The sequence below is a fragment of the Streptomyces sp. WAC 06738 genome (assembly GCF_003945505.1).
Taxonomy (GTDB): Bacteria; Actinomycetota; Actinomycetes; order Streptomycetales; family Streptomycetaceae; genus Streptomyces.
Map to the genome: position 1 here is coordinate 1742619 of NZ_CP029618.1, position 22962 is coordinate 1765580.

Genomic DNA, 22962 nt, shown 5'->3' on the forward strand with positions numbered 1-22962 from the left:
AGCGTGTGCCCTATGGGAGCGAACCACCACATATCCCCCGAAGGTCGGCGGCGTTGCGCGGGCCGCCGCGCCGCCCTCGTCGTCGCGGTCCTGCCGGTCGCCGGTGCCCTCGCCCTCACCGCCGCGAGCCCGGCCGGCGCCCCCGCGAAGCGCCCAGCCGCCGACGGCGGGGCGCTCGGTTCGTACTACGACCAGTCCGTGGACTGGACCGACTGCGGCCGCAAGGTCGCGGAGGCGGCGAAGAAGACCGGCCGCAAGCCCCCCGGCTACCTCAAACGGCTCCAGTGCAGCCGCGTGCGGGTCCCCCGCGACTACGCGGCCACCGGCCGCGGCGACCTCCGCCTCGCCGTCGCCCGCCTGCCCGCGACCGGCGGCAAGAGCGACCGGATCGGCTCCCTCGTGCTCAACTTCGGCGGCCCGGGCGAGTCGGGCGTCGAGGGCCTCGCCGGCCTCGGCGCGAAGTTCACGAAGCTCAACGAGCGCTACGACATCGTCGCCCCCGACCCGCGCGGCGTCGGCGACAGCACGCCTGCCGTACGGTGCGCGAGCCCGACCGCGCGGCAGGCCAAGAGCCTGGACCGCTCCCCCGACGACCGCACGGAGATCGACCGGCTCGCCGCGTACCGCGAGCTCCAGGCCAAGCTGTGCGAGGAGGACTCCGGGAGGCTCCTGCCGTGGGTCGGCACCGGCGACTCCGCCCGCGACCTCGACGTGCTGCGGGGGGCGCTGGGCGAGGACAAGCTCACGTACATGGGCTTCTCCTACGGCACCACGCTGGGCGCCAACTACCTCCATCTCTTCCCGCGCAAGACGGGCCGGGTCGTCCTCGACGGCGTCGAGAACCCGATGAAGAACAGCGAGCAGACCTACCTCGCCAACGCGCACGCCTTCCAGCGCGCGCTGGACGACTTCACGAAGGACTGCACGGAGCGCGGGGCGTCGGAGTGCCCGCTGGGCGGCGACGCGGCGAGGGCGAGGAAGGAGACGCGGCAGTTGTTCAACCTGCTCGACGAGCGGGAGATCGACACCAGGGCGGGGGAACTGGACCAGTCGACGTTCGTCGACGCGCTGAAGAACGCGATGTACTCGGAGAAGCTCTGGCCGGACCTGCGGCACGCGCTGAGCGCGCTCGGGGACGGCAACGGGGCGCCGATGGTCCGGCTGGCGGGCGGCAGCGGTGGCGCGGGGGTGCGGGGCGCCGGGGAGCCGGGGGCGGAGGTTCCGGGGGCCGGGGTGCCGGGGGCCGGGGCCCCGGCTGCGGTGCTCGCGGGTGCCGCCGAGGGCAACGCGGACGCCGCCTTCACCGCCGTCACCTGCCGCGACACCGCCGACCGCTACACCGCGGCGGACGTCGAGCGGGCCAAGGGCGAGTTCACCAGGGCGTCCCCGGTCTTCGGCACGTTCATGGCCGGCCAGATGCTGACCTGCACGGGCTGGCCCGTACCCGGTGACAACGACTCGCGCCGGGTACGCGCCACGAAGGCCCCCGCCGCGCTGCTGGTCGCCACCACCGGCGACCCCGCGACCCCGTACAAGGGCGGCGCGGACATGGCGAAGGAACTCGACAACGACTCCGTCGTCCTCACCTTCGAGAGCGTCGGGCACACCGGCTACCTCACCGGGGACGCGTGCGTCGACGGGAACGTGGACGACTTCCTGCTCGACGGCAAGCGCCCGAAGAAGGGCACGCGCTGCGGCTGACGGCCGCCGCTCGCAGCTCGCGGCTCAGGACATCTCGGAGTTGAGGCGCCGTACGGCACCGACGGCGTCCCCGAGGGTCATGTGGTTCACCGCGACGATGGTGGGCATCCGGCCGCGCAGCAGCGCGCACGTCCGGGCGCGGTGGACGATGGCGTCCGCGTCGTTGACGGCGGCGGCCTCGGCGCGGGGGGCGCCCGTGCCGTGGGTGACGAAGTGGTTGAGGAGGAAGAGCCGCTTGCGGGGGTCGCTGCCGCCGCGGTGGGGCGCGCAGCTCATGTCGCCGGGTTCGCGGGCGCGGTACGGGGTCTCGACGGCGTACTCGTAGAAGTTGCGGTACCAGGGCGCGGGCCCGTCGGCCTCCTCGGCGAAGACGACGAGCCGCCGCCCGGAGTCGGTCATCTCGCCGAGCGTCGGCCAGGGCGCGGTGGGATCGGGGTCGGGGCGGTGCAGATACGGCCCGAGGCCGGCGGCGCGGAAGGCGCGGGCGGTGTCGCGGGGGGTGATGGCGTCCTGGAGGATCAGGGTCACCACGTCCCGGGGGTGCTCCTCCAGCCAGTCGCGCAGCTCGCGCAGTTGCGCGGTGAGGGGCGTGGCGCCCATCCGGCACGGGCCGTGGCAGAGCCAGGTGCCGGGGCGCGGGCGTACGACGGAGTCCACGGCCCGTACGAGGGTCGCCCGGGAGGCGGCGTCGAGCCCTCCGGTGCCGGCGGGCGGCACGAGCCGCTCGGCGGTCTCCCAGTAGTGGGTGTCGAGGAGGAGCGCGCGGGCACCGCGGTCGAGCTGCCCGGTGAGGGAGACGTCCTGGTGCGCGCCGAGGAACCCGTCGGGCACGGTGGCCATGGCATTGTGCGCCCCGACCTGCACGACCCGGTCGTACGGCCGCCCGCAGAGGGCGACGTCGCCGTTGCAGGCAAGCGCGTCCCCGGCCGGCACCCCGGCGAGCATCCAGATCTGGGCGAGCGCGGCGAATCCGGCGCCCCCGAGCCCGAGCCGCCGCGCCCAGCGGGGGCGGGGGGTGGCGGGACGGCTCGGCGGGGGCGGTGCCGTGGAGGGCTGCGGGCCGGTGGCCGTCCCCGGCTCGGCCGCGGTCGGCGCGGGGGTGCCGGGGGCGCGGTGCGGGTGCGCCGGTACGGCTCCGGGCGCTGCGGCGGGCGCCGGAGTGCCCGCGGTGCGGGTGAGGGCGCGGCAGAGGGTTCTGCGGGCCGTCGGGGAGGTGGTGAGGGCCGCGGCGGTGAGGGTGAGGGTGAGCAGGGCCGCGGCCCAGGCCACGGCGGCCTCGCGGTAGAGGCCGGCCACCACGTCCGTGAGCAGCGCCGCCACGCTCGGCGGCAGGCCGTCCGGCACCAGCCCCGCGGACGCCGGCAGCGCCGCCCACACCGCCGCCCCCGCGACGGCGGTCAGCACCCCGGCGCCCGCGCACGCCGCCGCGGCGGTACGCGCCCGGAGGCGCCCGCCGCGGGCAGCCGCGCGCAGCGCCAGCACCCCGGCCCCGGCCGCCGCGGCGGCCACCCCGGCGACGGCCCACCACGACGCGGACGCGGCCAGCACGGTCCGTACCACCGCGCCTCGTTCGGGCCCCCAGCCCGGCAGTTCCGGCGAGGCCGCGGACGCCGGGTCCGTACCGCCCCCGGCCCGGTCCTCCACCACCAACGGCACCCTGCCGTTCCCGACCGCCGGGGCTCCCCCGCCCGTACCGTCGGCCTCTCCCCGCCCGTCCCCCGGGGCACCTCCCGACGCCACGAGCGGCGGCCGCGCTCCCGCGGCGTACGGCCCACGCCCCTCCGCCCCCGGCGCCACCGGCGCCTCGGAACCCGGAGCCCTCACCAACGGCGGCCGCCCCTCCGCCCCCACCACCGACCGCCCGTGCGACTCCCCGCCCGCCGCGCCGCTCTCCCGCCCCGCCGGCCACAGGCCCGGCCGCCCCACCGCATCCCCCCGCGCCACCAGCGGCGGCCGCGCCTCCGGAACCGCCCCCCGGTCCGCAGCACTGGCCGTACGGGTGTGCGGCCCTTCCGTGCCCGGCAGGATCTCGTCCAGGGCCGTCATGATGCGGCGCGCTGTCGCCGGCGGCCACGTGTCGTGGACGAACGTCGCCACCGCTTCCCGCAGCGCCGACGTGGGGGTCGGCGACTGCCGGCCGGGGGTGACGTACTCGCGGAGGCGGGTCATGAGATGGGTGAGGCCGCGGGCCGCGGCCGGATCCGCGTCGGCGCGCAGCGCGCGCAGTTGCTCGCTGCCCGCCTCCGTCGCGCTCTCCGTCACCGGCCCGCGCCAGTCGTCGCCGGCCGCCGCGCTGCCGGTGAGCGCCGCGACCAGGGCCCGCGCCTGCCGGTCCGCCGCCTGCTCCAGCGCGGGGCGCGGGACCAGCAGCGGCAGGTTGTCGACCACCGCGTCGCTGCGCAGTGGGACGCCCAGGGCGCCCGTGCGCAGGGCCCGGCGGACGGCGGGGTCCGCCAGCACCTCGTCGTAGACGCGCTGGTAGCCGTCGGCCTCCCGCACGGCGCCCGTGTAGTACGCGGGGTCGGCCACCGTGTACCGGCACAGCAGCAGCACCGTCAGCGCGCTCAGCAGGGCGGCGGCGACCGCCGTCCAGACCCGCCGCGCCCCTGACATGCCTTCAGCCTCGGCATCTCCCCGGCCCCAGGCCAGCGCGACGCGGCCGATAGGGCGAGCGAAAGAGCCGGTTGCACCAACCGGGCGCCGAGGCCCGTGCTCAGTCCAGGCCGGCCTTCTCCAGGGCGGTGCAGCACGTGTCCACCATCAGCCGCGTCACCACGTACGGGTCGACGTTCGCGTTCGGCCGCCGGTCCTCGATGTAGCCCTTGCCGTCCTTCTCGACCTGCCACGGGATCCGCACCGACGCCCCGCGGTCCGACACCCCGTACGAGTACTCGTCCCACGGCGCCGTCTCGTGCGCCCCCGTCAGCCGGGTCTCCACGCCCGCGCCGTACGCGCGCACGTGCGTCAGCGGCTTGTCGCCCTCGCCCAGCGCCTCGCAGGCGGCGACGATCGCCTCGTAGCCCTCGCGCATCCGCCGGGTGGAGAAGTTGGTGTGCGCGCCCGCGCCGTTCCAGTCGCCCTTCGCGGGCTTGGGGTCGAGGGTGGCGGAGACGCCGAAGTCCTCGGCCGTGCGGTAGAGGAGCCAGCGCGCGACCCAGAGCTGGTCCGCGACCTCCAGCGGGCCGAGCGGGCCGACCTGGAACTCCCACTGGCCCGGCATGACCTCGGCGTTGATGCCGGAGAGGCCGAGACCCGCCTTGAGGCAGTTGTCGAGGTGGGCCTCGACGACCTCGCGGCCGAAGATCTCGTCGGCGCCGACGCCGCAGTAGTAGCCGCCCTGCGGGGCCGGGAAGCCGTTCTCGGGGAAGCCGAGGGGGCGCGAGCCGCGGAAGAAGGTGTACTCCTGCTCGATGCCGAAGACCGGCTCCTGGCCGGCGAAGCGCCCGGCGACCTCGCGCAGCTCGGCGCGGGTGTTGGAGGAGTGCGGGCTGAGGTCGGTGTCGAGGACCTCGCAGAGTACGAGCACGTCGGCGCCGCCGCGCAGCGGGTCGGGGCAGGTGAAGACGGGCTTGAGGACGCAGTCGGAGGAGCTGCCCTCGGCCTGGTTGGTGCTGGAGCCGTCGAAGCCCCAGAGCGGCGGCTCGGCGCCGGTCTCGACGATCTTGGTCTTCGAGCGCAGCTTGGCGGTGGGCAGGGTGCCGTCGATCCAGATGTACTCGGCCTTGTAGCTCACGGTCGCCGTCCTTCGTTCGTACAGGTGCGGGGCTGTGCGGGGCGGCGGGCACGCGCGCCCGCCGCGGGCAGCGTCGCAAGCCGCCGTTTCCCGTCCGTTGCCCGGATGTAAACCCGGTGTGTCTCTTCCGTCCCGTACGGCGTGGTGGTGCTAGCTACACCCCGGCCCGGGGGTACGGCCCCGTGCCCCTGTCCGAGCCGCGCGGCAGACTGTGACGTGCGGCCGGAGAAGCGGGCCGCGCGAGCCGGGCCCCGCGCAGGAACGGGCACGGGACCGGCAGGGAGCAGCGGGAACAGAGGGGACACGGAGATGATCTTCCGGAACTGGGCGCTCGCCGGGGTGCGGGCGCTGGCGCTGACGGTGCTGTGCACCGCGGTCTCGATCACGCTCTTCGTGCTCACCCTCGTCTCCGTCGTGCTCATCCCCGTGCTCGGCATCGGCCTGGTCACCACGCCCTGGGTGCTGGAGGGCGTGCGGATGCAGGCCAACCTGCGCCGGCTGCTCGCCGCGCAGTGGTCGGACGTGCGCATCCCCGCCACGTACCGCCCCTGGCCGCCGGACCTGCACGGCGGGCTCATCGGCCAGGCGCAGCGCACCCGGCACCTGCTCACCGACCCGTCGACCTGGCGCGACCTGCGCTGGCTCTTCACCGACATGATCGCGGGCACGGTCCTCGCCGTCGTGACGGTCGCGCTGACCTTCTACCCGCTGGAGGGGTACGTGATCGCCGCCGGCGTCTGGGACCCCCTCACCAGCGGCGGCGACACCACCTACTGGTACGGCTTCGTGCCGGTGTCCTCGCAGGCCACCGCGCTCATGGCCGCCGGGCTCGGCACCGCGCTGCTGGCCGTCGGCCTCTTCACCAGCCACCGCCTGATCGGCCTGCACTTCCAGATGACCAAGGGCGTGCTGGCGCCGCGCGAGGTCGAGCTGGCCGAGCGGGTCGCGCGGCTCACCGAGACCCGCTCGGACGCCGTCGACAACTCCGCCGCCGAGCTGCGCCGCATCGAGCGCGACCTGCACGACGGCGCGCAGGCCAGGCTGGTCGCCATGGGCATGAGCCTGGGCACCATCGAGGCGCTCATCGAGAAGGACCCGGCCAAGGCGAAGGAGCTGGTCTCGCGGGCGCGCGGCGAGTCCGCCGAGGCGCTGACGGAGCTGCGCGACCTGGTACGGGGCATCCACCCGCCGGTGCTCGCCGAGCGCGGCCTCGCGGACGCGGTGCGGGCGCTGGCGCTGCGCATGCCGGTGCCGGTCGAGGTGGACATCGACCTGGGTACGCCGCCGGGGCGGGCGGCGGAGCCGGTGGAGTCGGCGGCGTACTTCGCGGTGAGCGAGGTGCTGACGAACGCGGTCAAGCACGCGGAGGCGCAGCGCGTCTGGCTGGACATGGGACACCGCGACGGCATGCTGCGGATCGCGATCACGGACGACGGCCGCGGCGGCGCGTCGCTGGACAAGGGCTCCGGGCTGGCCGGGGTGGAGCGCAGGCTCGGTACATTCGACGGCGTACTGGCCGTCAACAGCCCGGTCGGCGGCCCCACGATGGTGACCCTGGAGATTCCGTGCGCGCTGTCATCGCCGAAGACCTCTTCCTTCTGAGGGACGGTCTCGTCCGCATGCTCGAAGCGTATGACTTCGAGATCCTGGCCGCGGTGGACAACGGCCCGGAGCTGGCGCGGGCGCTGGACGAGCTGGAGCCGGACGTCGCGGTGGTCGACGTCCGGCTGCCGCCGTCGTTCTCGGACGAGGGCCTGCAGTGCGCGCTCCAGGCGCGGGCGAAGCGGCCGGGGCTGCCGGTGCTGGTGCTCTCGCAGCACGTGGAGCAGTTGTACGCGCGCGAGCTGCTGGCGGACGAGCGGGGCGGGGTGGGGTACCTGCTCAAGGACCGGGTCTTCGACGCCGACCAGTTCATCGACGCGGTACGGCGCGTGGCGGGCGGCGGTACGGCGATGGACCCGCAGGTCATCTCGCAGTTGCTCAGCCGGCGGGCGGCGCAGGACCAGCCCGTGAACACGCTGACGCCGCGGGAGCGCGAGGTGATGGAGCTGATGGCGCAGGGCCGGTCCAACGCGGCGATCGCGGAGCGGCTGGTGGTCACGGAACGGGCCGTGGCCAAGCACACGTCGAACATCTTCGGCAAGCTGGGGCTGCCGCCGTCGGACGACGACAACCGCCGGGTGCTGGCCGTGCTGGCCTACCTGGACCGCGGCTGACGGAGGCGGGGCCGGGCCCGCGCCCGGATCCCGGCCCGCGGCGCGGGGGCCCGGAAGAGAGCGCTTGCGGCGCCGGGCCGTGGGCGGTCACTTTTCACCCGATTCCCTCCGTTGCCCCCTCGCCCCGCGCGTGGCTACGGTCCGCTGATGACGGACATGACGCGACGCACGATCCTGGGCACGGCCGGCGCGCTCGGCGCCGGCGCGGCACTCGCCGGCGGGCAGGCGCAGGCCCGTAGCGTGACGGCCGGAGGCGGCACGGCGGCGGCCGCGGGCAGGGGGTTCGACGTGGCGGCGGCGGGCGAGGCGCTGGCGCGGCTGCTGCCCGACCACGCCGGGCAGTTCGCGCTCACCGCCCTCGACGGCGAGGAGCGGTTCACCGTACGCGGCCGGGCCGGCCGGATCGAGGTCGGCGGCACCAGCCCCGCGGTGCTCCTCACCGGCGTGCACTGGTACCTGAAGTACACCTGCCGCGCCGTCGTCTCCTGGTCCGGGAGCCAGACCCGGCTCCCCCGCCGCCTCCCCGCGCCCGCCGCGCCCGTGGAGCGCCGCGCCACCGTCCCGGCCCGGTTCGCGCTCAACGACACGCACGACGGCTACACCGGCCCGTACCACGACTGGGCGCGCTGGGAGCGGTTCATCGACGTGCTCGCGCTGCACGGCTGCAACCAGGTCCTCGTCACCCCCGGCACCGAGGCCGTCTACCACCGGCTGCTCCAGGACTTCGGCTACTCCGACGCCGAGGCCCGCGCCTGGCTGCCCGCGCCCAGCCACCAGCCGTGGTGGCTGCTGCAGAACATGAGCGGCTACGGCGGCCCCGTCTCCCCCGCGCTGCTGGCCGAGCGCACGGAACTCGGCCGCCGCATCACGGACCGCATGCGCGAGCTGGGCATCTCCCCCGTCCTGCCCGGCTACTTCGGCACCGTCCCCGGCGGCTTCGCCGACCGCAACCCGGGCGCCCGCACCGTCCCCCAGGGCACCTGGGCGGGCCTGCCCCGCCCCGACTGGCTGGACCCGCGCACCGGTGTCTTCCGCGACGTCGCCGCCGCGTTCTACCGCCACCAGGAAGACCTCTTCGGGCCCGTACGGCACCTGAAGATGGACCTGCTGCACGAGGGCGGCGACCCCGGCGACGTCCCGGTGCCGGAGGCCGCGCGCGCCGTCGAGACCGCGCTGCAGACCGCCCGCCCCGGCGCCACGTGGGTCATCCTCGGCTGGCAGGAGAACCCGCGGCGCGAACTCCTCGAAGGGCTCGCCCACCCCGACCGGATGCTCGTCGTCGACGGCCTGTCCGACCTGGAGCGGGTCACCGACCGCGAGGCGGACTGGGGCGGCGTGCCGTACGCCTTCGGCACCATCCCCAACTTCGGCGGCCGCACCACGATCGGCGCCAAGACCCACATGTGGGCGGAGCGGTTCGCCGCCTGGCGGGACAAGCCGGGCAGCGCGTGCGTGGGCACCGCGTACATGCCGGAGGCCGCCGAGCGCGACCCGGCGGCGCTGGAGCTCTTCTGCGAACTGGCGTGGCGGGACGAGCCGGTGGACCGGAAGGAGTGGTTCGAGGAGTACGCGGCCGTGCGCTACGGCGACGCGGACCCGGCGGCGCGCGCGGCGTTCGCGGCGCTGCGCGAGACGGCGTACGCGATCTCCAGCGCCGACGGCCGCCCGCACGACTCGATCTTCGCCGCCCGCCCGTCGCTCGACGCCCGCTCCGGCGCGTACTACGCGACGAAGACGCCGGCCTTCGACCTCGCCGAGTTCGACAAGGCGTTCGGCGCGCTGCTGGGCGTCGCCCCGGCGCTGCGCGCCTCCGACGCGTACCGGCACGACCTCGTCGACCTCGCCCGGCAGGCGCTCGCGAGCCGGTCCCGGGTGCTGCTGCCGCAGCTCAAGGCGGCGTACGGGCGGGGGGACGCAGAGGCAGTGGCCACCTTCCGCACCCTGTCCGACCTGTGGCTGAAGCTGATGGCGCTCAGCGACGAGATCACGGGCGCGCACCGCGCGTTCCTCCTCGGCCCGTGGCTCGCCGACGCCCGCCGGAGGGCCGCGGACGACGCGGAGGCCGCGCTGCTGGAGCGCACCGCGCGGGTCCTCGTCACCACCTGGGCCGACCGCCCCACCGCCGACGGCGGGCATCTCGCCGACTACGCGAACCGCGACTGGTCCGGGCTGATCCGCGACTTCCACGCGCCGCGCTGGCGCGCCTACCTGGAGGAGTTGCAGGACGCGCTGGCGGCCGGGCGGGAGCCGGAGCCCTTCGACTGGTACGCGGTCGAGGACCCCTGGACGCGGCGGCGCGACCGCTACCCCGAGCGCCCCTCCGGCGACGCGCACACCCTCGCGCGCCGCGTCCACGAGGTGCTGGCCACGGCCCCGTACCAGGGTGTGGTGACGGCCGTGGCGGATCCCCCCGCGCTCGCGCCGGGCGGGACGGGGCGGCTGACCGCCGGGTTCCGCAACATGTGCGGGCTGGCCGCCACGGGCGCCGTGGAACTGGAGCTGACCGGCCTCGACGCCGCGCCGCCCGGGGCGGTCTCGCTGCCCGCGGTGCCGGCGGCGGGGCGGGCGGAGCACGCGTGGGAGGTACGGGCGCCCGCCGGGCCGCCCGCGAAGCCGCTGACGCCGCTGGCGTACGAGGTGCGCACGGCGTACGGGATGGCGGGGCAGGCCCCGGTGACGGTGCACACGCCGGGCACGCTGTTCGTCGCCGGGCCGCTGGACGACAGCGTCGCCACGGTCACCACCAACGCGGCCGTCTTCGGGCAGCTCGGCGACCGCTGGGCGGTCGACGGAGGCGGGGCGGACATGTGGAAGGCGACGGCGGAGTTCGGCGCGGTCTTCCGGCCGGGGTCGCTGGCCTCCGGCGGCACGGTGACGCTGACCGTCGACGCGCAGGCGCCGACGGGCCCGTGGGCGCGGGCGGGCATCGTCGCCCGCAACGACCTGCGCACGGCGGGCGCGGCCGGGTTCCTCAACCTGGCGGTGACGCCGGCGAACGGCGTGGTGCTGTCGTACGACTCGAACGGCGACGGCACGCTGGACACGTACCGCCGGATCACGGGCGTCACGGCGCCGGTCACGCTGCGGCTGACGCGGGCGGGCGACACGTTCACGGGCGCGTGCTCGACGGACTCCGGTGCGACGTGGCGGACCGTGGCGACGGTCACCGTGCCGGGGACCGCGGGGACGCAGGACGCGGGGCTCTTCATGTCGGCGGCGGCGGGCGTGCGCGGGACGGTGGAGTTCGGCGGGTGGACGAGCGGATGAGGACCCGGCCGCCGGACGGGGCGGCCGGTCCCGGCACCGCGGCGGAGTGACCATCTGAGGATTCACTCGTTCAACCCAGCGTGGATCAGCAGGCCGTCACCGCCCGGGGCGCCGCGAAGCCGCCACCGCCCGCGGACACCGTCCCCCCGCCCGTCGACGTCGAGCAGGCAGAGGCCGCCGTCGTCGAGCACTACGCGCATCTGACGCGGCTGGCCTATCTGCTGCTGCCCGCGGAGGAGGACCGCGGCAGGCGGGTGCTGGCCGCGCACGGCCTGGTGCAGCGCTCGCTGCCGCGGGGGCGTACGGCGCCGGGGGCACCGGACTGCGGAGTGCACGACGGGATGCCGGGCGAGCGCGACGGAGTGCCGCCGGGCGCCGTGCCGGGCCAGCGGGCGGACGGGAGCGGCGGCGCTGCCCGGGGCCCCGGTGCCGCGGACGCCGCACACGGGGCCGAGGTGCGGTTCGGCCCCGGCGCGCCCTGGCGGAACGACGGGGACGCCGGGGCCGGCTACGCCTACGTGCGGCTCCGGATCGTCCGGGCCGCGCTCGACGCCGGGCGCCCACGCCGCCCGCTCCGGCTGCCGCGCCCCGGCGGCCTGCCGAGCCCGCTGCCCCGGCTCTGGGGGCTGCGGCTCCACCCGCGCCCGGGCGGCTCCGACGAACTGGCCCTCGACCGCGCCCTCGCGGCGCTCCCCGCCCCGGCCCGCGCCGCGTACGTGCTGCGCGGCCTCGAAGCGCTGCCGGACCCCGCCGTGCGCCGGCTCCTCGCGGCGGCCGGTGCCGAGGACCCCGGGGCCGCGCTCGCCGCCGCCGACCGCGTCGCCGAGCCGCCCGGCAGCGCGGAGCGGCGGCTGCTGCTCTCCCCCGAGTTCGACCCCTGCGCGCTCCAGGCCCGCCCCACCGACCTGCTGCGGCGCCGCCAGCACACCCGCGCCGCGCTCGCCGCCGCCGCGGCCCTCGTCGCCGTCGTCGCCCTCCTCGGCGTCCCCGGCACCGGGGGCGGCGCGGACGACGCGGCGGCGGCCCCGTACGCCCGCAACGCCTTCGCGGAAGAGGCCCTCGACCCGGCGCGGCTCGCCGTCGCGGGCCGCGACGACTGGCAGCGCACCGGCCGCGCCGACTTCGCCGCCTGGCCGGCCCGCGGCGCCCGCACCCGCGACGCGGCGCTGCTGCGCCGGGCGCTGGCCGTCTGGGCCCGGCCCGGCGAGTCCGTACGGGTCTCGGCGACGCCCGGCACCGCCGCGGGGCCGCCCGCGGGACCGCCGCGGCTGCTGTACGCGGGGGACGTCGACCGGGCGACCGTCGTCCTCTTCCACGACGGCCTGCGGCTGGCGCGGTACGCGGAGGTGCGGGGCGAACCGGGCGCCGCGGTGCTGGACTTCGCCCGCGCCGACGCGGCGGACGCGGCGAGCGCGCTGGCCGTCGTCGTCGGCCGCACGGACGGCAAGGTCCGCTATCTGACCGCGCCGTGGGTCTCCGGGGTCTCGCTGCGCGAGCTGCTGGACCCGGCGGCGGAGGCGGAGCGGGTCGACCGCGACACGGACGGCGTCACCGCCCCCGTCCCCAGCCCCCCGCTCCCCACCACCGCCCCCGCGGAACCGGGCACCGCCGCCCCCGGCGACGAGCCGGACGCGGGCGGCGCGCGGAACGGCACGCGAGCACCCGGCGGGACGGCGGACGGGGCGGCGGACGACACCGCGACGACCGACGCACCCGCGGCGGAAAGCCCGCCGGACGGCACCCCCGGCGGCTCCCGGGACACCGCCGAGCAGCCCTGCACCACGTGGCCCGGCCTGGAGCTGCGCACCCGCCCCTCCGCGGGTGCCGGCGCACCCGCCCAGCTCACGACCGACCTCGGCGAACTGGTGCCGGCCAGGCTGACGTACGGCCCGCCGGCCGCCGCCACGGACGTCGCCGGCGCCGCGGCCCGCGACCGCTGGGCCCGTACCGCGTGCCACCTCGCCGCACTCCGCGCCCACGGCGTACGGTCCGTGAACTCCTGGACGTTCGCCGGCCAGCCGCTGCCGGAGGCGGGCGGCACCGCCGCCTGGGTGTGCACCCGCGCCGACACCTGGCGCGGCACCGGCGGGGTGACCCTGGCGCAGTTCCAGCCGCCGGCGACCGACCCGCTGCAGCAGGGCGCGGTGGCGGCCCGCGCGCGGGACACGACGGCGTGCGGCGTACGGGCGCCGCACGCGCTGGCGGGCGTCCTGTGGAAGGCGCGCTCCGGCAGGTGGTACGTGCTGGCGGCGGGCAGCCGCGACGTCACGTCGGTCACCGCCTCCGGCGGCGTGAGCGGCGTGGCGGAAGGCCGGTTCCTGGCCACGGCCGCCGACCGCGGCGCCCGCGCCAGACTGACCGCGACCCTCCCGGACGGCACGACCCTCCGCCCCCCGTCGTAGCGGCGACGCGGGGGCGGCGAGGACGGCGAGCGCTTCACCGGAGCCGCTACAGACCGTCTTACCGCGCGATCACGCGGGCAGGACCACGCCGGACACCGCACCCGGCACCCGGCACCCGCCGGAACGCGCCCCACCCGCACGACCCGACACCTGCCCGGAGCATCCCGCCCGTAGGGCTCGCACCGCCGAAACGCAGCGGAGCCCCCCACCGCGATACTGAAGGCCCCCCGCAGGCGAACCCGCAGGGTGCGAAACGCAGCGGACACCCCCTGCCGCGATACTGAGGACTCCCGCCCGCGCCACCCGTCGCACACCCCCGCCCCGCTTCGCCCGCCGCAGGCGAACCCGCGGGGTGCGAAACGCGGCGGAAACTCCCTACCGTGATACTGAGGGCTCGCGCCCGCGCCACCGAGTCACCTGCGAGGATGTGGACCATGGAGAAGCAGCAGGAGTTCGTGCTCCGGACCCTGGAGGAGCGCGACATCCGGTTCGTGCGTCTGTGGTTCACCGATGTGCTGGGCTTCCTGAAGTCCGTCGCCGTCGCCCCCGCCGAGCTTGAGCAGGCGTTCGACGAGGGCATCGGCTTCGACGGCTCCGCCATCGAGGGCTTCGCCCGGGTGCACGAGTCGGACATGCTGGCCAAGCCCGACCCCGGCACGTTCCAGGTGCTGCCCTGGCGCGCGGAGACGCCCGGCACGGCGCGGATGTTCTGCGACATCCTCATGCCCGGCGGCTCGCCGTCCTTCGCCGACCCGCGGTACGTGCTGAAGCGGATCCTCGCCAAGACCTCCGACCTGGGCTTCACCTTCTACACCCACCCCGAGATCGAGTTCTTCCTCCTCAAGGAGAAGCCGGTCGACGGCAGCCGCCCGGTGCCCGCGGACAACTCGGGGTACTTCGACCACACCCCGCAGAACGTCGGCATGGACTTCCGCCGGCAGGCGATCACGATGCTGGAGTCGATGGGCATCTCGGTGGAGTTCTCGCACCACGAGGGCGCGCCGGGCCAGCAGGAGATCGACCTGCGCTACGCGGACGCGCTGGCCACCGCCGACAACATCATGACGTTCCGGCTGATCATGAAGCAGGTGGCGCTGGAGCAAGGCGTGCAGGCGACGTTCATGCCGAAGCCGTTCTCCGAGTACCCGGGCTCCGGGATGCACACCCACCTGTCGCTCTTCGAGGGCGACCGCAACGCCTTCCACGAGTCCGGCTCGGAGTTCCAGCTCTCGAAGGTCGGCCGCTCCTTCATCGCCGGGCTGCTGCGGCATGCCGCGGAGGTGTCCGCGGTGACGAACCAGTGGGTGAACTCGTACAAGCGCATCTGGGGCGGCTCCCAGCGCACCGCGGGCGCCGGCGGCGAGGCCCCCTCGTACATCTGCTGGGGCCACAACAACCGCTCCGCCCTCGTCCGCGTCCCCCTCTACAAGCCCGGCAAGACCGGCTCCACCCGCATCGAGGTCCGCTCCATCGACTCCGGCTGCAACCCCTACCTGGCGTACGCCATGCTCCTGGCCGCCGGCCTGAAGGGCATCGAGGAGGGCTACGAGCTGCCGCCGGGCGCCGAGGACGACGTGTGGGCGCTGACGGACGGCGAGCGGCGCGCGATGGGCATCGAGCCGCTGCCGCAGAACCTCGGCGAGGCGATCGGGCTGATGGAGCGGAGCGAGATCTGCGCGGAGACGCTCGGCGAGCACGTCTTCGACTTCTTCCTGCGGAACAAGAAGCAGGAGTGGGAGGAGTACCGCTCCGAGGTCACCGCCTTCGAGCTGCGCAAGAGCCTCCCGGTGCTGTAGGGCCCGCTTCCGCCCGCCGTTCCCGTACGCCTGCTGATCCCGTGTCGGTCGCGCGCCGGCGGTTGAGGATGTACGCGCGATGAGCTATGCATGAGTTATGCATGAAAGCGACGAGATCCGGACCGCGAACCTCCTCGGCGCCGCCGCGCTCGCCGTGGCCGACCGCATGACGGCCGCGGCCGCGGGGGCGGCCGGGGTGAGTGTCAGCGGCACCGCCGCGCTGGTCACGCTGCGGGGGGCGGAGGGCATCGGGGTCACGGAACTCGGACGGCGCATCGGGCTGAGCCAGCCCGCGTGCGCCCGGATGCTCGACCAACTCGAAGGCCGCGGGCTGGTCGAGCGCGAGCGGAGTGGCGGGCGGGGGGTGGCGCTGCGGCTCACGGAGGCCGGGACAGCCGCTGCCGCGCGGGCGGAGGCGGCGCGCCGGGACGGGCTGCGCCGGGTGCTCGCGGGGCTTCCCGCGCAGCAGGCCGCCGGCCTGACGGAGGCGCTGGAACTGCTGCTCACCGAGGTGTACGGGGACGTCGGCTCGGAGGACGTGCTGTGCCGGCTCTGCGACCGCGGCGCCTGCCTGGCCGCGGGCCACCTGTGCCCCGTCGGGCAGGCCGCGCGTGCCGAGCAGGCCGCTCACACCGAACGGGGTGAGCGCGGTGGGTGAACTGCTCGCGCTGTCGTCCGCCGTCAGCTTCGGCCTCACGCACTTCGTCGCCGGGCTCGCCGCCCGGCGCACGGCAGGGGTGACGGTCGCGTTCTACGCGCAGGTGTGCGGGACGGCCGTGAGCGTGACGGCGGCGCTGGCCGTCCCGGGCGCGGGCGCCCTGACCGCCGCCGGGCTGGGCTGGGGCGCGGTGTCCGGTGTGGGCACCGGCGTGGGGGTGGCCTTCCTCTACCGCGCCCTGGCCAAGGGGGCGATGAGCGTCGTGGTGCCGGTCAGCGACGTGACGGCCGTGGCCGTACCGGTCGTCATCGGCATCAGCCTCCTCGGCGAACGCCCGGCCGCGGCCGCCCTCGCGGGCATCGCCGCGGCGTTCCCCGCCCTGTGGCTGGTCTCGCGCGGACCGGACCGGCAGGACGGGACCGCGGGCCTGGAGGGGCACGCTCCTCCGGTGCCGTGCCGGGAGGAGCGCGGACCGGCGCCGGCCGCCCGCCGGGCGCGCGGATCCGCGCCGGCGGACGCCCTGATCGCCGGGGCCGGGTTCGCCGCGCACTTCGTCGCCATCGCCCGGATGCCCGCCGAGGGCGACCTGTGGGCGATCACCGTCAGCCGCGTCGTGTCGGTCGCCGTCGTCGCGCTCGCCGTGCTGGGCGACCGGGCGCCGTGGCGCCTGCCCCGGCGATGCGCGCCGCACGTGGCCGCCGCGGGCGCGCTCGGCACCCTCGCGACCGTGCTGTACCTCTACGCGGCCCGCGCGGAGTTGATGGCCGTCGCGACCGTGCTCGCCGCCCTCTACCCGGCGATCCCGGTGCTGCTGGCGCTGCTCGTGCTGCGGGAGCGGCTGACGCTGCCGCAGGCGGCCGGGCTGGTGTGCGCGGGAGCGGCGATCGGGCTGATCGCGGTGGCGTGAGCGCGCGGGCGGCGCGGTCCCGTGCCGCTCCGCCGCGCCCCCGCGGAAGCGCCACCGCGGCCGTCCCCGCGGCGCGGGCGCCGTCGTAAGCTCGTAGCCCGGCGCGATCACGGGAAGGGAGGCGGGGCGCGCGATGGCGGTTCCGCAGGGGCGCAGGAGCAGTGCGTTCACCCGGCTGCTGCGGTACGGGTTCGGGGAGCCGGCCGACGCCGGGCGGCTGCTGGAGTCCGCGGTGCTCGACGGCGTACGGGACGATCCCGTGCTGCTCGACGCGCTGGGCGGCACCGCTGATCCGGACCGGGCGCTGCTCGGTCTGGTGCGGCTCGCGGAGGCGCTGGGCCCCGAGCGGCGGCAGGCGCTGCTCGACACGCTGGTGACGGCCAAGCCGCTGCGCGACCGGCTGCTGGGGGTGCTCGGCGCGTCGGAGGCGCTGGGGGACCATCTGGCGCGGCACCCGGACGACTGGGAGTCGCTGGTCACGTACGAGGCGGCCGATCTGCACCCGACGACCGCGGAGTTCGAGCAGGCGCTCGCGGAGGGCGTGTGGGGGCCGCGGGGCGCGGAGATGCCGCGGGCGGACGCGCTGCGGGTCGCGTACCGGCGGGCGCTGCTGGGGATCGCCGCCCGGGACGTGTGCGGGACGACGGACGTGGTGCAGGCCGCGGCGGAGCTGGCGGACCTGGCGACGGCGACGCTGCGGGCGGCGCTGGAGATCGCCGCCGAGGAGCAGCCCGAGGACGCCGCGCTGTGCCGGCTCGCGGTGATCGGGATGGGCAAGTGCGGCGGCCGGGAGCTGAACTACGTCTCGGACGTCGACGTCATCTTCGTCGCCGAGCCGCGCGAGGACGGCCCGGGCGACGGCAGGGGGGCGGAAGCCGCGGACGAGCGCGCCGCGATGCAGGCCGCGACCCGGCTCGCCGCCCGCCTCATGCGCGTCTGCTCCGACACCACCGCCGAGGGCACCATCTGGCCCGTCGACGCCAACCTCCGCCCCGAGGGCCGCAACGGCCCGCTCGTGCGCACCCTCTCCTCGCACCTCGCGTACTACCAGCGCTGGGCCAAGACGTGGGAGTTCCAGGCGCTCTTGAAGGCCCGTCCGGTCGCGGGCGACGCGGCGCTGGGCGCGGCGTACGCGGAGGCCATCGCGCCGATGGTGTGGCAGGCGGCGGAGCGGGAGAACTTCGTCCCCGACGTGCAGCAGATGCGCCGCCGGGTGGTGGCGAACATCCCGGCGGCGCAGCTCGACCGGGAGCTGAAGCTGGGCCCCGGCGGGCTGCGGGACGTGGAGTTCGCGGTGCAGTTGCTGCAGCTCGTGCACGGCCGCGCCGACGCCTCGCTGCGCAGCGGCACGACCCTGGACGCGCTGGAGGCGCTCGCCGCCGGCGGGTACGTGGGCCGCGCCGACGCCGCCGCGCTGGACGACGCGTACCGCTTCCTGCGCTCCCTCGAACACAGCATCCAGCTCCAGAAGCTCCGCCGCACGCACCTGGTGCCCGAGAGCGAGCACGAGCTGCGCGCGCTCGGCCGCTCGCTGGCGCGGCTGCTGCCCGACGAGGGCCGCGGCGACCCGGTGTCGCAGTTGCGCAAGGTGTGGCGGCGGCACTCCTTCGAGGTGCGGCGGCTGCACGAGAAGCTGTTCTACCGCCCGCTCCTCGACGCCGTCGCCCGGCTGGCGCCCGGTGAGGTGCGGCTGACGCCGGACGCCGCCCGGGAGCGGCTGGTGGCCCTCGGGTACGAGGACCCGGCGGCGGCGCTGCGCCATCTGGAGGCGCTGACGTCGGGGATGAGCCGGAAGGCGGCGATCCAGCGGACGCTGCTGCCGGTGCTGCTGGGCTGGTTCGGCGACTCGGCCGACCCGGACGCGGGGCTGCTGAACTTCCGCAAGGTCTCGGACGCGCTGGGCAGCACGCCCTGGTATCTGCGGCTGCTGCGCGACGAGGGCGCCGCGGCGGAGAACCTGGCGCGGGTGCTGTCCTCGGGCCGGCTCGCGCCCGACCTGCTGCTGCGGGCGCCGGAGGCGGTGGCGCTGCTCGGCGACGAGCAGGGGCTGCGGCCGCGCGGGCGGGCGCACCTGGAGCAGGAGATCCTGGCGGCCGTCGGCCGGCACACGGACCCGGAGACGGCGGTGGCGGCGGCCCGCGGGGTACGGCGGCGGGAGCTCTTCCGTACCGCGGCGGCGGACCTCATCACGGCGTACGGGGCGCACACGGCACCCGGCGAGGAGGACGAGGAGCGCGCCGAGGGCGGACGGGAGCACGACCGGGACGAGCACGACGGGGACGAGCACGCCCGGATCGCCGCCGCCGTCGACCGCACCGGCGACGCGCTCAGCGATCTCAACGCCGCCACCATCGCCGGCGCCCTCCGTGCCGCGACCGCGGCCCGCTGGGGCGACACGCTGCCGACGCGGTTCGCGGTGATCGGCATGGGCCGCTTCGGCGGTCACGAACTGGGCTACGGCTCGGACGCCGACGTGCTCTTCGTGCACGAGCCGCGCGAGGGCGTGTCCGACGAGGAGGCGGGCGCGGCGGCGTTCGCCGTCGCCAACGAGCTGCGCCGGCTGCTCCAGCTGCCCAGCGCCGACCCGCCGCTGCTGATCGACGCCGACCTGCGGCCCGAGGGCAAGTCGGGGCCGCTGGTGCGCACGCTCGCCTCGTACGCGGCGTACTACCGGCGCTGGTCGCTGACCTGGGAGAGCCACGCGCTGCTCCGCGCCGAGCCGGTCGCGGGCGACGCGGGCCTCGGCGCGCGGTTCACGGAGCTGATCGACCCGCTGCGCTACCCGGTGGGCGGGCTCGACGAGGACGCCGTACGCGAGATCCGGCGGCTGAAGGCGCGGATGGAGGCGGAGCGGCTGCCGCGCGGCGCGGACCCGGCGCTGCACGCGAAGCTGGGGCGCGGCGGGCTCGCGGACGTGGAATGGACGGTCCAGATGCTGCAGTTGCAGCACGGTCGCGAGGTGCCCGCGCTGCGGACGCCCCGCACCCGCGCGGCGCTGGCCGCGGCCCTGGAGGCGGGGCTGCTGGACGCGGAGGACGCGCGGATACTGGACGACGCCTGGCTGCTGGCGACGCGCCTGCGCAACGCGGTGATGCTGGTCCGCGGCCGGCCGGGCGACACCTTCCCCGCCGCCGAGCGCGAACTCGGCGCGGTGGCACGCTACTTCGGCTACGGGCCGGGGCAGGCCGGCGAGCTGCCCGAGGAGTACCGGCGGACGACGCGGCGGGCGCGCGCGGTCGTGGAGCGGCTCTTCTACGGCGACTGAGGCGGCCCGGCCCACCGACCGGCCCACCGGGTGGATCCGCCGGAGACCGTCGCGGGCCAATTCGTCCGGACGAGGGACGGTTCGGCGGTCCGTTCGTAGCATGGCACGCTGTTCGTGCGATTTGCCCTTTTTCTTTGGGTGGCCCGCTGGTAGACCGGCCGGGCAGGGACAGGGCAGCCCGGACAGCGAGGTGGCACGGAATGCGTACGGCGATCGCTTCCGCGGCGCTGGTCGCCGGGCTGCTGGCGTCCCTCGCCCCCTCCCCGCCGCTCTCCCCCGACGCGCCCCCGGCCGAGCTGCCGTCGTCGCCGGTCCGCCTCGCCCTGGAGCGCCGGTCCGCACCGGACGGCGGCACGACGTACGCGATCACGGTGCACAACACGTCGGGGGCGGACGCGCCGAACGGCCGGGTGACCCAACTCCTCCCCGAATCCCTGGACTACGTCTCCGCGAGCCCCCGGGCCGAGACGACCGGGCAGCAGGTGACGTGGGAGATCACGCTGCCGGCGGGCACGACCCGGGTGCTGAAGGTGACCGCCGCCCCGGACCGCACCGAGCGGGACGGCCGGGACCTCCGCGCCGCCCACACGGCCGGCGACGTACGGGCCCCGGGGGACGCCGGCGCCGGTGACCGCGCGCCCACGGCCGCCACCACGGTCTGCTTCCAGGGCGGCACCCGCGGCGAATGGCTCACCTGTACCAGCGCCGACGACGAGTGGTCACCGGAGCCCTGGGTCTCCTCGAACAAGGTCTACGCCGTCGGCAGCGCCGCCGCCGCCCTCCTCGTCGGCACCGCGGGCATCATCATCCTGCGCCGCCGCCGCTCCCGGGACGCGGAGGACGACGGCCCGCAGTGACGCGCGGGCGCCGGACGACCGCCGCGAGGGGTTCGGTGGTCGCAGGCAGCACCGCTCTCAGCCGGCCTTCGCCGGGAACGGCAGCGGGCGGCTGTGCACCACGTCGAGGCGGGAGACGGCGCGGGTCAGCACGACGTACAGGCGGCGCAGGCCGGTCGGCCCGTCCTCGGCGCCGGTGATCGCCGCCGGTTCGACCGCGACGACATGGTCGTATTCGAGGCCCTTGGCGGCGGTCGCGGGCAGGACGGTGACGCGGGCGGCGAGGTCGTCGGGGCCCGCCGTCACGATGCCCGCCTCCTCCAGCACCGCGCGCACCCGGTCGACGTCCGCCGCGGCGGCGACCACCCCGATCGAGCCCTCGCTGCTGAGAGCCTGCCGTACCGCGTCCCGGGTCGCGGCGAGGACGTCCGGGGTGGGCAGGATCCGCAGCGCGCCGTCCTGACGCAGGGAGCGGGCGGCGGGGACGTCGACGTCGAGGTGGCCGAGGAGGCGGTTGGCGAGGTCGACCACGGCGGCCGGTACCCGGAAGCCGGTGGTGAGCGTCGCGATCTCGGCGTCGGGCCGGCCCAGATGGGCAAGGAGGGAGGGCCAGTCGCGCGCGGCCCACGGCGTGGTGCCCTGTGCCAGATCGCCGAGCACCGTCAGCGAGCCGAACTCCGCGCGCCGCGCGATCACCCGCGCCTCCATGGGCGAGAGGTCCTGCGCCTCGTCGACGACGATGTGGCCGTAGCCCTCGGGGCGGTCCAGGAGCCCGGACAGCTCGTCGAGGAGTACGTGGTCGGCGGCGCTCCACTTCGCCGACGTGAAGGACCGCGGCGGCTTCGCCCAGAGCAGTGCCCGCTGTTCGCCGGCGTCCAGGATGCCGTGGGCGGCGCGGGCCAGTACCCCGGCATCGGTGAAGAGCGCGGCGAGCACCTCGGCGGGCTTCACCTTGGGCCAGGCGGCGTCCAGGAAGGCGCCGATCGGCCGGGCTCGGCCGACCCGCTGCGCCCAGGCGGCCGTGATGGTCACGGCCCGGCGCTCGGCCTGCCGCTGGATACGGTCCACGATCCGGCTGCGCACGCGCTCGCGGCCGATCGCGTACGGGGGCCGCTCGTCGCGCACGCCCGCGACGATCTCCGCGAGCTCCGCGGGCGGCACCCGCCACCACGCGGAGTCGTCCCGGACCGCCACCCCTTCGCTGATCCCGTCCGCCGACACCCGTGCGTAGAGCGCCCGCCGCAGCACCTCGGCCATCCGCACGTCGTGCTTGAGCGCGGCGGCCGCCGCACCGTCCTCCGCGCCCGCCTGCCGCTCCCCCGCGACCAGTTCCCCGACCGTCGACTGCCGCACCCCGGTCTCGCCGAGCGCGGGCAGGACGGCCGAGATGTACGACAGGAAGGTGCGGTTCGGGCCGAGGACGAGCAGACCGCCGCGCCGGATCTGCCGCGCGTAGGTGTAGAGCAGATACGCGGCGCGGTGCAGTCCGACGGCGGTCTTGCCGGTGCCCGGGGCGCCCTGCACACAGACGGAGACGCCGAGTTCGCGGCGTACCAGGTCGTCCTGGTCGGGCTGGATGGTGGCGGCGATGTCGCGCATCGGGCCGGTGCGGGGGCGCTCGATCTCGCCGGTCAGGATGCGGCCGCCACGGGTCGTCTCCGCCGCGGGCCGTTCGTCCTCCAGGCCGGTCAGCTCGCCGGAGTCGCCGGTGGCGCCGGGCGCCCAGCCGAACCGGCGGCGGATCTCGACGCCCTGCGGGTCCTCCGGGCCCGCCTGGTAGAAGGCGCGCGAGACCGGTGCGCGCCAGTCGACGACGAGGGGCGGTGCGGACGGGTCCTCGGTGATGCGCATCCGGCCGATGTGGTAATGCTGTCCGGCGTGGTCGCCCGCCCGCCCGGCGTCGTCGGCGAAGTCGAGACGGCCGAAGAACAGCGGCCCTGGCGGCAGTTCGTGCAGGTCCTTGGCCTGGCTGCGCAGCTCGTAGCCGAGCACCTCGGCGTCGGCGCCGGACGCGGACGCGTGCTCGCCGATGACCACCTGCCGGTCGGCGCCCGCGCGCATCGCGTCGAGGGCGGCGCGGCAGGTCTCGTGATAGCGGCGTTCGTCGGCGAGGGAGGTCGCGGCAAGGGTGTGTGCGGTGCCCATGCACTCAACATAACGCAACTTGGTAACATTTTTTAC

General features: G+C 76.1%; 13 protein-coding genes. 10 read left to right on the forward strand and 3 right to left on the reverse strand.

All coding sequences use genetic code 11. From position 1 onward, the window contains the following. The first annotated feature begins 12 nt into the window (after positions 1-12). Entirely contained in the window at positions 13-1701 is a 1689-nt protein-coding gene (locus DMB38_RS07300; protein WP_125934458.1) for an alpha/beta hydrolase, read from the forward strand. A gap of 24 nt (positions 1702-1725) precedes the next feature. On the opposite strand, the gene DMB38_RS07305 is transcribed toward DMB38_RS07300, so the two are convergent. Further along, on the reverse strand, positions 1726-4314 hold the full coding sequence (locus tag DMB38_RS07305) for a hypothetical protein (protein WP_125934459.1): 2589 nt from the start codon (positions 4312-4314) through the stop codon (positions 1726-1728). Between the two features lie 100 nt (positions 4315-4414). Then, positions 4415-5434 carry a glutamine synthetase gene (glnII, locus tag DMB38_RS07310; RefSeq protein WP_125934460.1) on the reverse strand — a complete coding sequence of 340 codons (1020 nt, stop codon included), beginning with the start codon at positions 5432-5434 and terminating at the stop codon, positions 4415-4417. A 309-nt stretch (positions 5435-5743) separates the two neighbouring features. Between glnII and DMB38_RS07315 the strand changes: the two genes are divergently transcribed. The 9 genes from DMB38_RS07315 (at position 5744) to DMB38_RS07355 (ending at position 20802) form a co-directional block, all read left to right on the forward strand. Beyond that, positions 5744-7036 (forward strand): sensor histidine kinase, encoded by a 1293-nt coding sequence (locus tag DMB38_RS07315; RefSeq protein WP_125934461.1) that lies wholly within the window; start codon positions 5744-5746, stop codon positions 7034-7036. Further along, entirely contained in the window at positions 7000-7650 is a 651-nt protein-coding gene (locus DMB38_RS07320) for a response regulator transcription factor (protein ID WP_125934462.1), read from the forward strand. The genes DMB38_RS07315 and DMB38_RS07320 overlap by 37 nt, the downstream gene beginning before the upstream one ends. A 147-nt stretch (positions 7651-7797) precedes the next feature. Then, the gene (locus tag DMB38_RS07325) at positions 7798-10917 is read left to right on the forward strand and encodes an alpha-N-acetylglucosaminidase (protein ID WP_125934463.1); all 3120 of its coding nucleotides are present in this window, start codon (positions 7798-7800) and stop codon (positions 10915-10917) included. 80 nt (positions 10918-10997) lie between these two features. Next, complete coding sequence (locus DMB38_RS07330) at positions 10998-13319, forward strand: hypothetical protein (RefSeq protein ID WP_164715890.1); 2322 nt, start codon at positions 10998-11000, stop codon at positions 13317-13319. A 434-nt stretch (positions 13320-13753) separates the two neighbouring features. Next, positions 13754-15115 (forward strand): glutamine synthetase family protein, encoded by a 1362-nt coding sequence (locus DMB38_RS07335; protein WP_047015385.1) that lies wholly within the window; start codon positions 13754-13756, stop codon positions 15113-15115. A 97-nt stretch (positions 15116-15212) separates the two neighbouring features. After that, positions 15213-15773, forward strand: a complete 561-nt coding sequence (locus DMB38_RS07340; RefSeq protein WP_125934464.1) for a MarR family transcriptional regulator — start codon at positions 15213-15215, stop codon at positions 15771-15773. Further along, the gene (locus DMB38_RS07345) at positions 15757-16680 is read left to right on the forward strand and encodes an EamA family transporter (RefSeq protein ID WP_240662013.1); all 924 of its coding nucleotides are present in this window, start codon (positions 15757-15759) and stop codon (positions 16678-16680) included. The genes DMB38_RS07340 and DMB38_RS07345 overlap by 17 nt, the downstream gene beginning before the upstream one ends. Before the next feature lie 133 nt (positions 16681-16813). Beyond that, a complete protein-coding gene (locus tag DMB38_RS07350) occupies positions 16814-19945 on the forward strand; it encodes a bifunctional [glutamine synthetase] adenylyltransferase/[glutamine synthetase]-adenylyl-L-tyrosine phosphorylase (protein WP_125934465.1) in 3132 nt (1043 codons plus the stop codon). A 200-nt stretch (positions 19946-20145) separates the two neighbouring features. Next, positions 20146-20802: a DUF11 domain-containing protein gene (locus DMB38_RS07355; protein WP_125934466.1), complete on the forward strand. Its 657-nt coding sequence runs from the start codon at positions 20146-20148 to the stop codon at positions 20800-20802. Between the two features lie 57 nt (positions 20803-20859). Here the strand turns inward: DMB38_RS07355 and DMB38_RS07360 are convergent, their stop codons facing one another. Then, on the reverse strand, positions 20860-22926 hold the full coding sequence (locus DMB38_RS07360; RefSeq protein WP_125934467.1) for an AAA family ATPase: 2067 nt from the start codon (positions 22924-22926) through the stop codon (positions 20860-20862). Positions 22927-22962 lie beyond the last annotated feature (36 nt).

What these genes read in the sequence shown, in the direction of transcription:
- DMB38_RS07355 (WP_125934466.1), top strand. Translation starts at nt 20,146, where the DNA reads ATGCGTACGGCGATCGCTTCCGCGGCGCTGGTCGCCGGGCTGCTGGCG.
- DMB38_RS07350 (WP_125934465.1), top strand. Translation starts at nt 16,814, where the DNA reads ATGGCGGTTCCGCAGGGGCGCAGGAGCAGTGCGTTCACCCGGCTGCTG.
- DMB38_RS07315 (WP_125934461.1), top strand. Translation starts at nt 5,744, where the DNA reads ATGATCTTCCGGAACTGGGCGCTCGCCGGGGTGCGGGCGCTGGCGCTG.
- DMB38_RS07360 (WP_125934467.1), bottom strand. Translation starts at nt 22,926, where the DNA reads ATGGGCACCGCACACACCCTTGCCGCGACCTCCCTCGCCGACGAACGC.
- DMB38_RS07300 (WP_125934458.1), top strand. Translation starts at nt 13, where the DNA reads ATGGGAGCGAACCACCACATATCCCCCGAAGGTCGGCGGCGTTGCGCG.
- DMB38_RS07335 (WP_047015385.1), top strand. Translation starts at nt 13,754, where the DNA reads ATGGAGAAGCAGCAGGAGTTCGTGCTCCGGACCCTGGAGGAGCGCGAC.
- DMB38_RS07305 (WP_125934459.1), bottom strand. Translation starts at nt 4,314, where the DNA reads ATGTCAGGGGCGCGGCGGGTCTGGACGGCGGTCGCCGCCGCCCTGCTG.
- DMB38_RS07340 (WP_125934464.1), top strand. Translation starts at nt 15,213, where the DNA reads ATGCATGAAAGCGACGAGATCCGGACCGCGAACCTCCTCGGCGCCGCC.
- DMB38_RS07325 (WP_125934463.1), top strand. Translation starts at nt 7,798, where the DNA reads ATGACGGACATGACGCGACGCACGATCCTGGGCACGGCCGGCGCGCTC.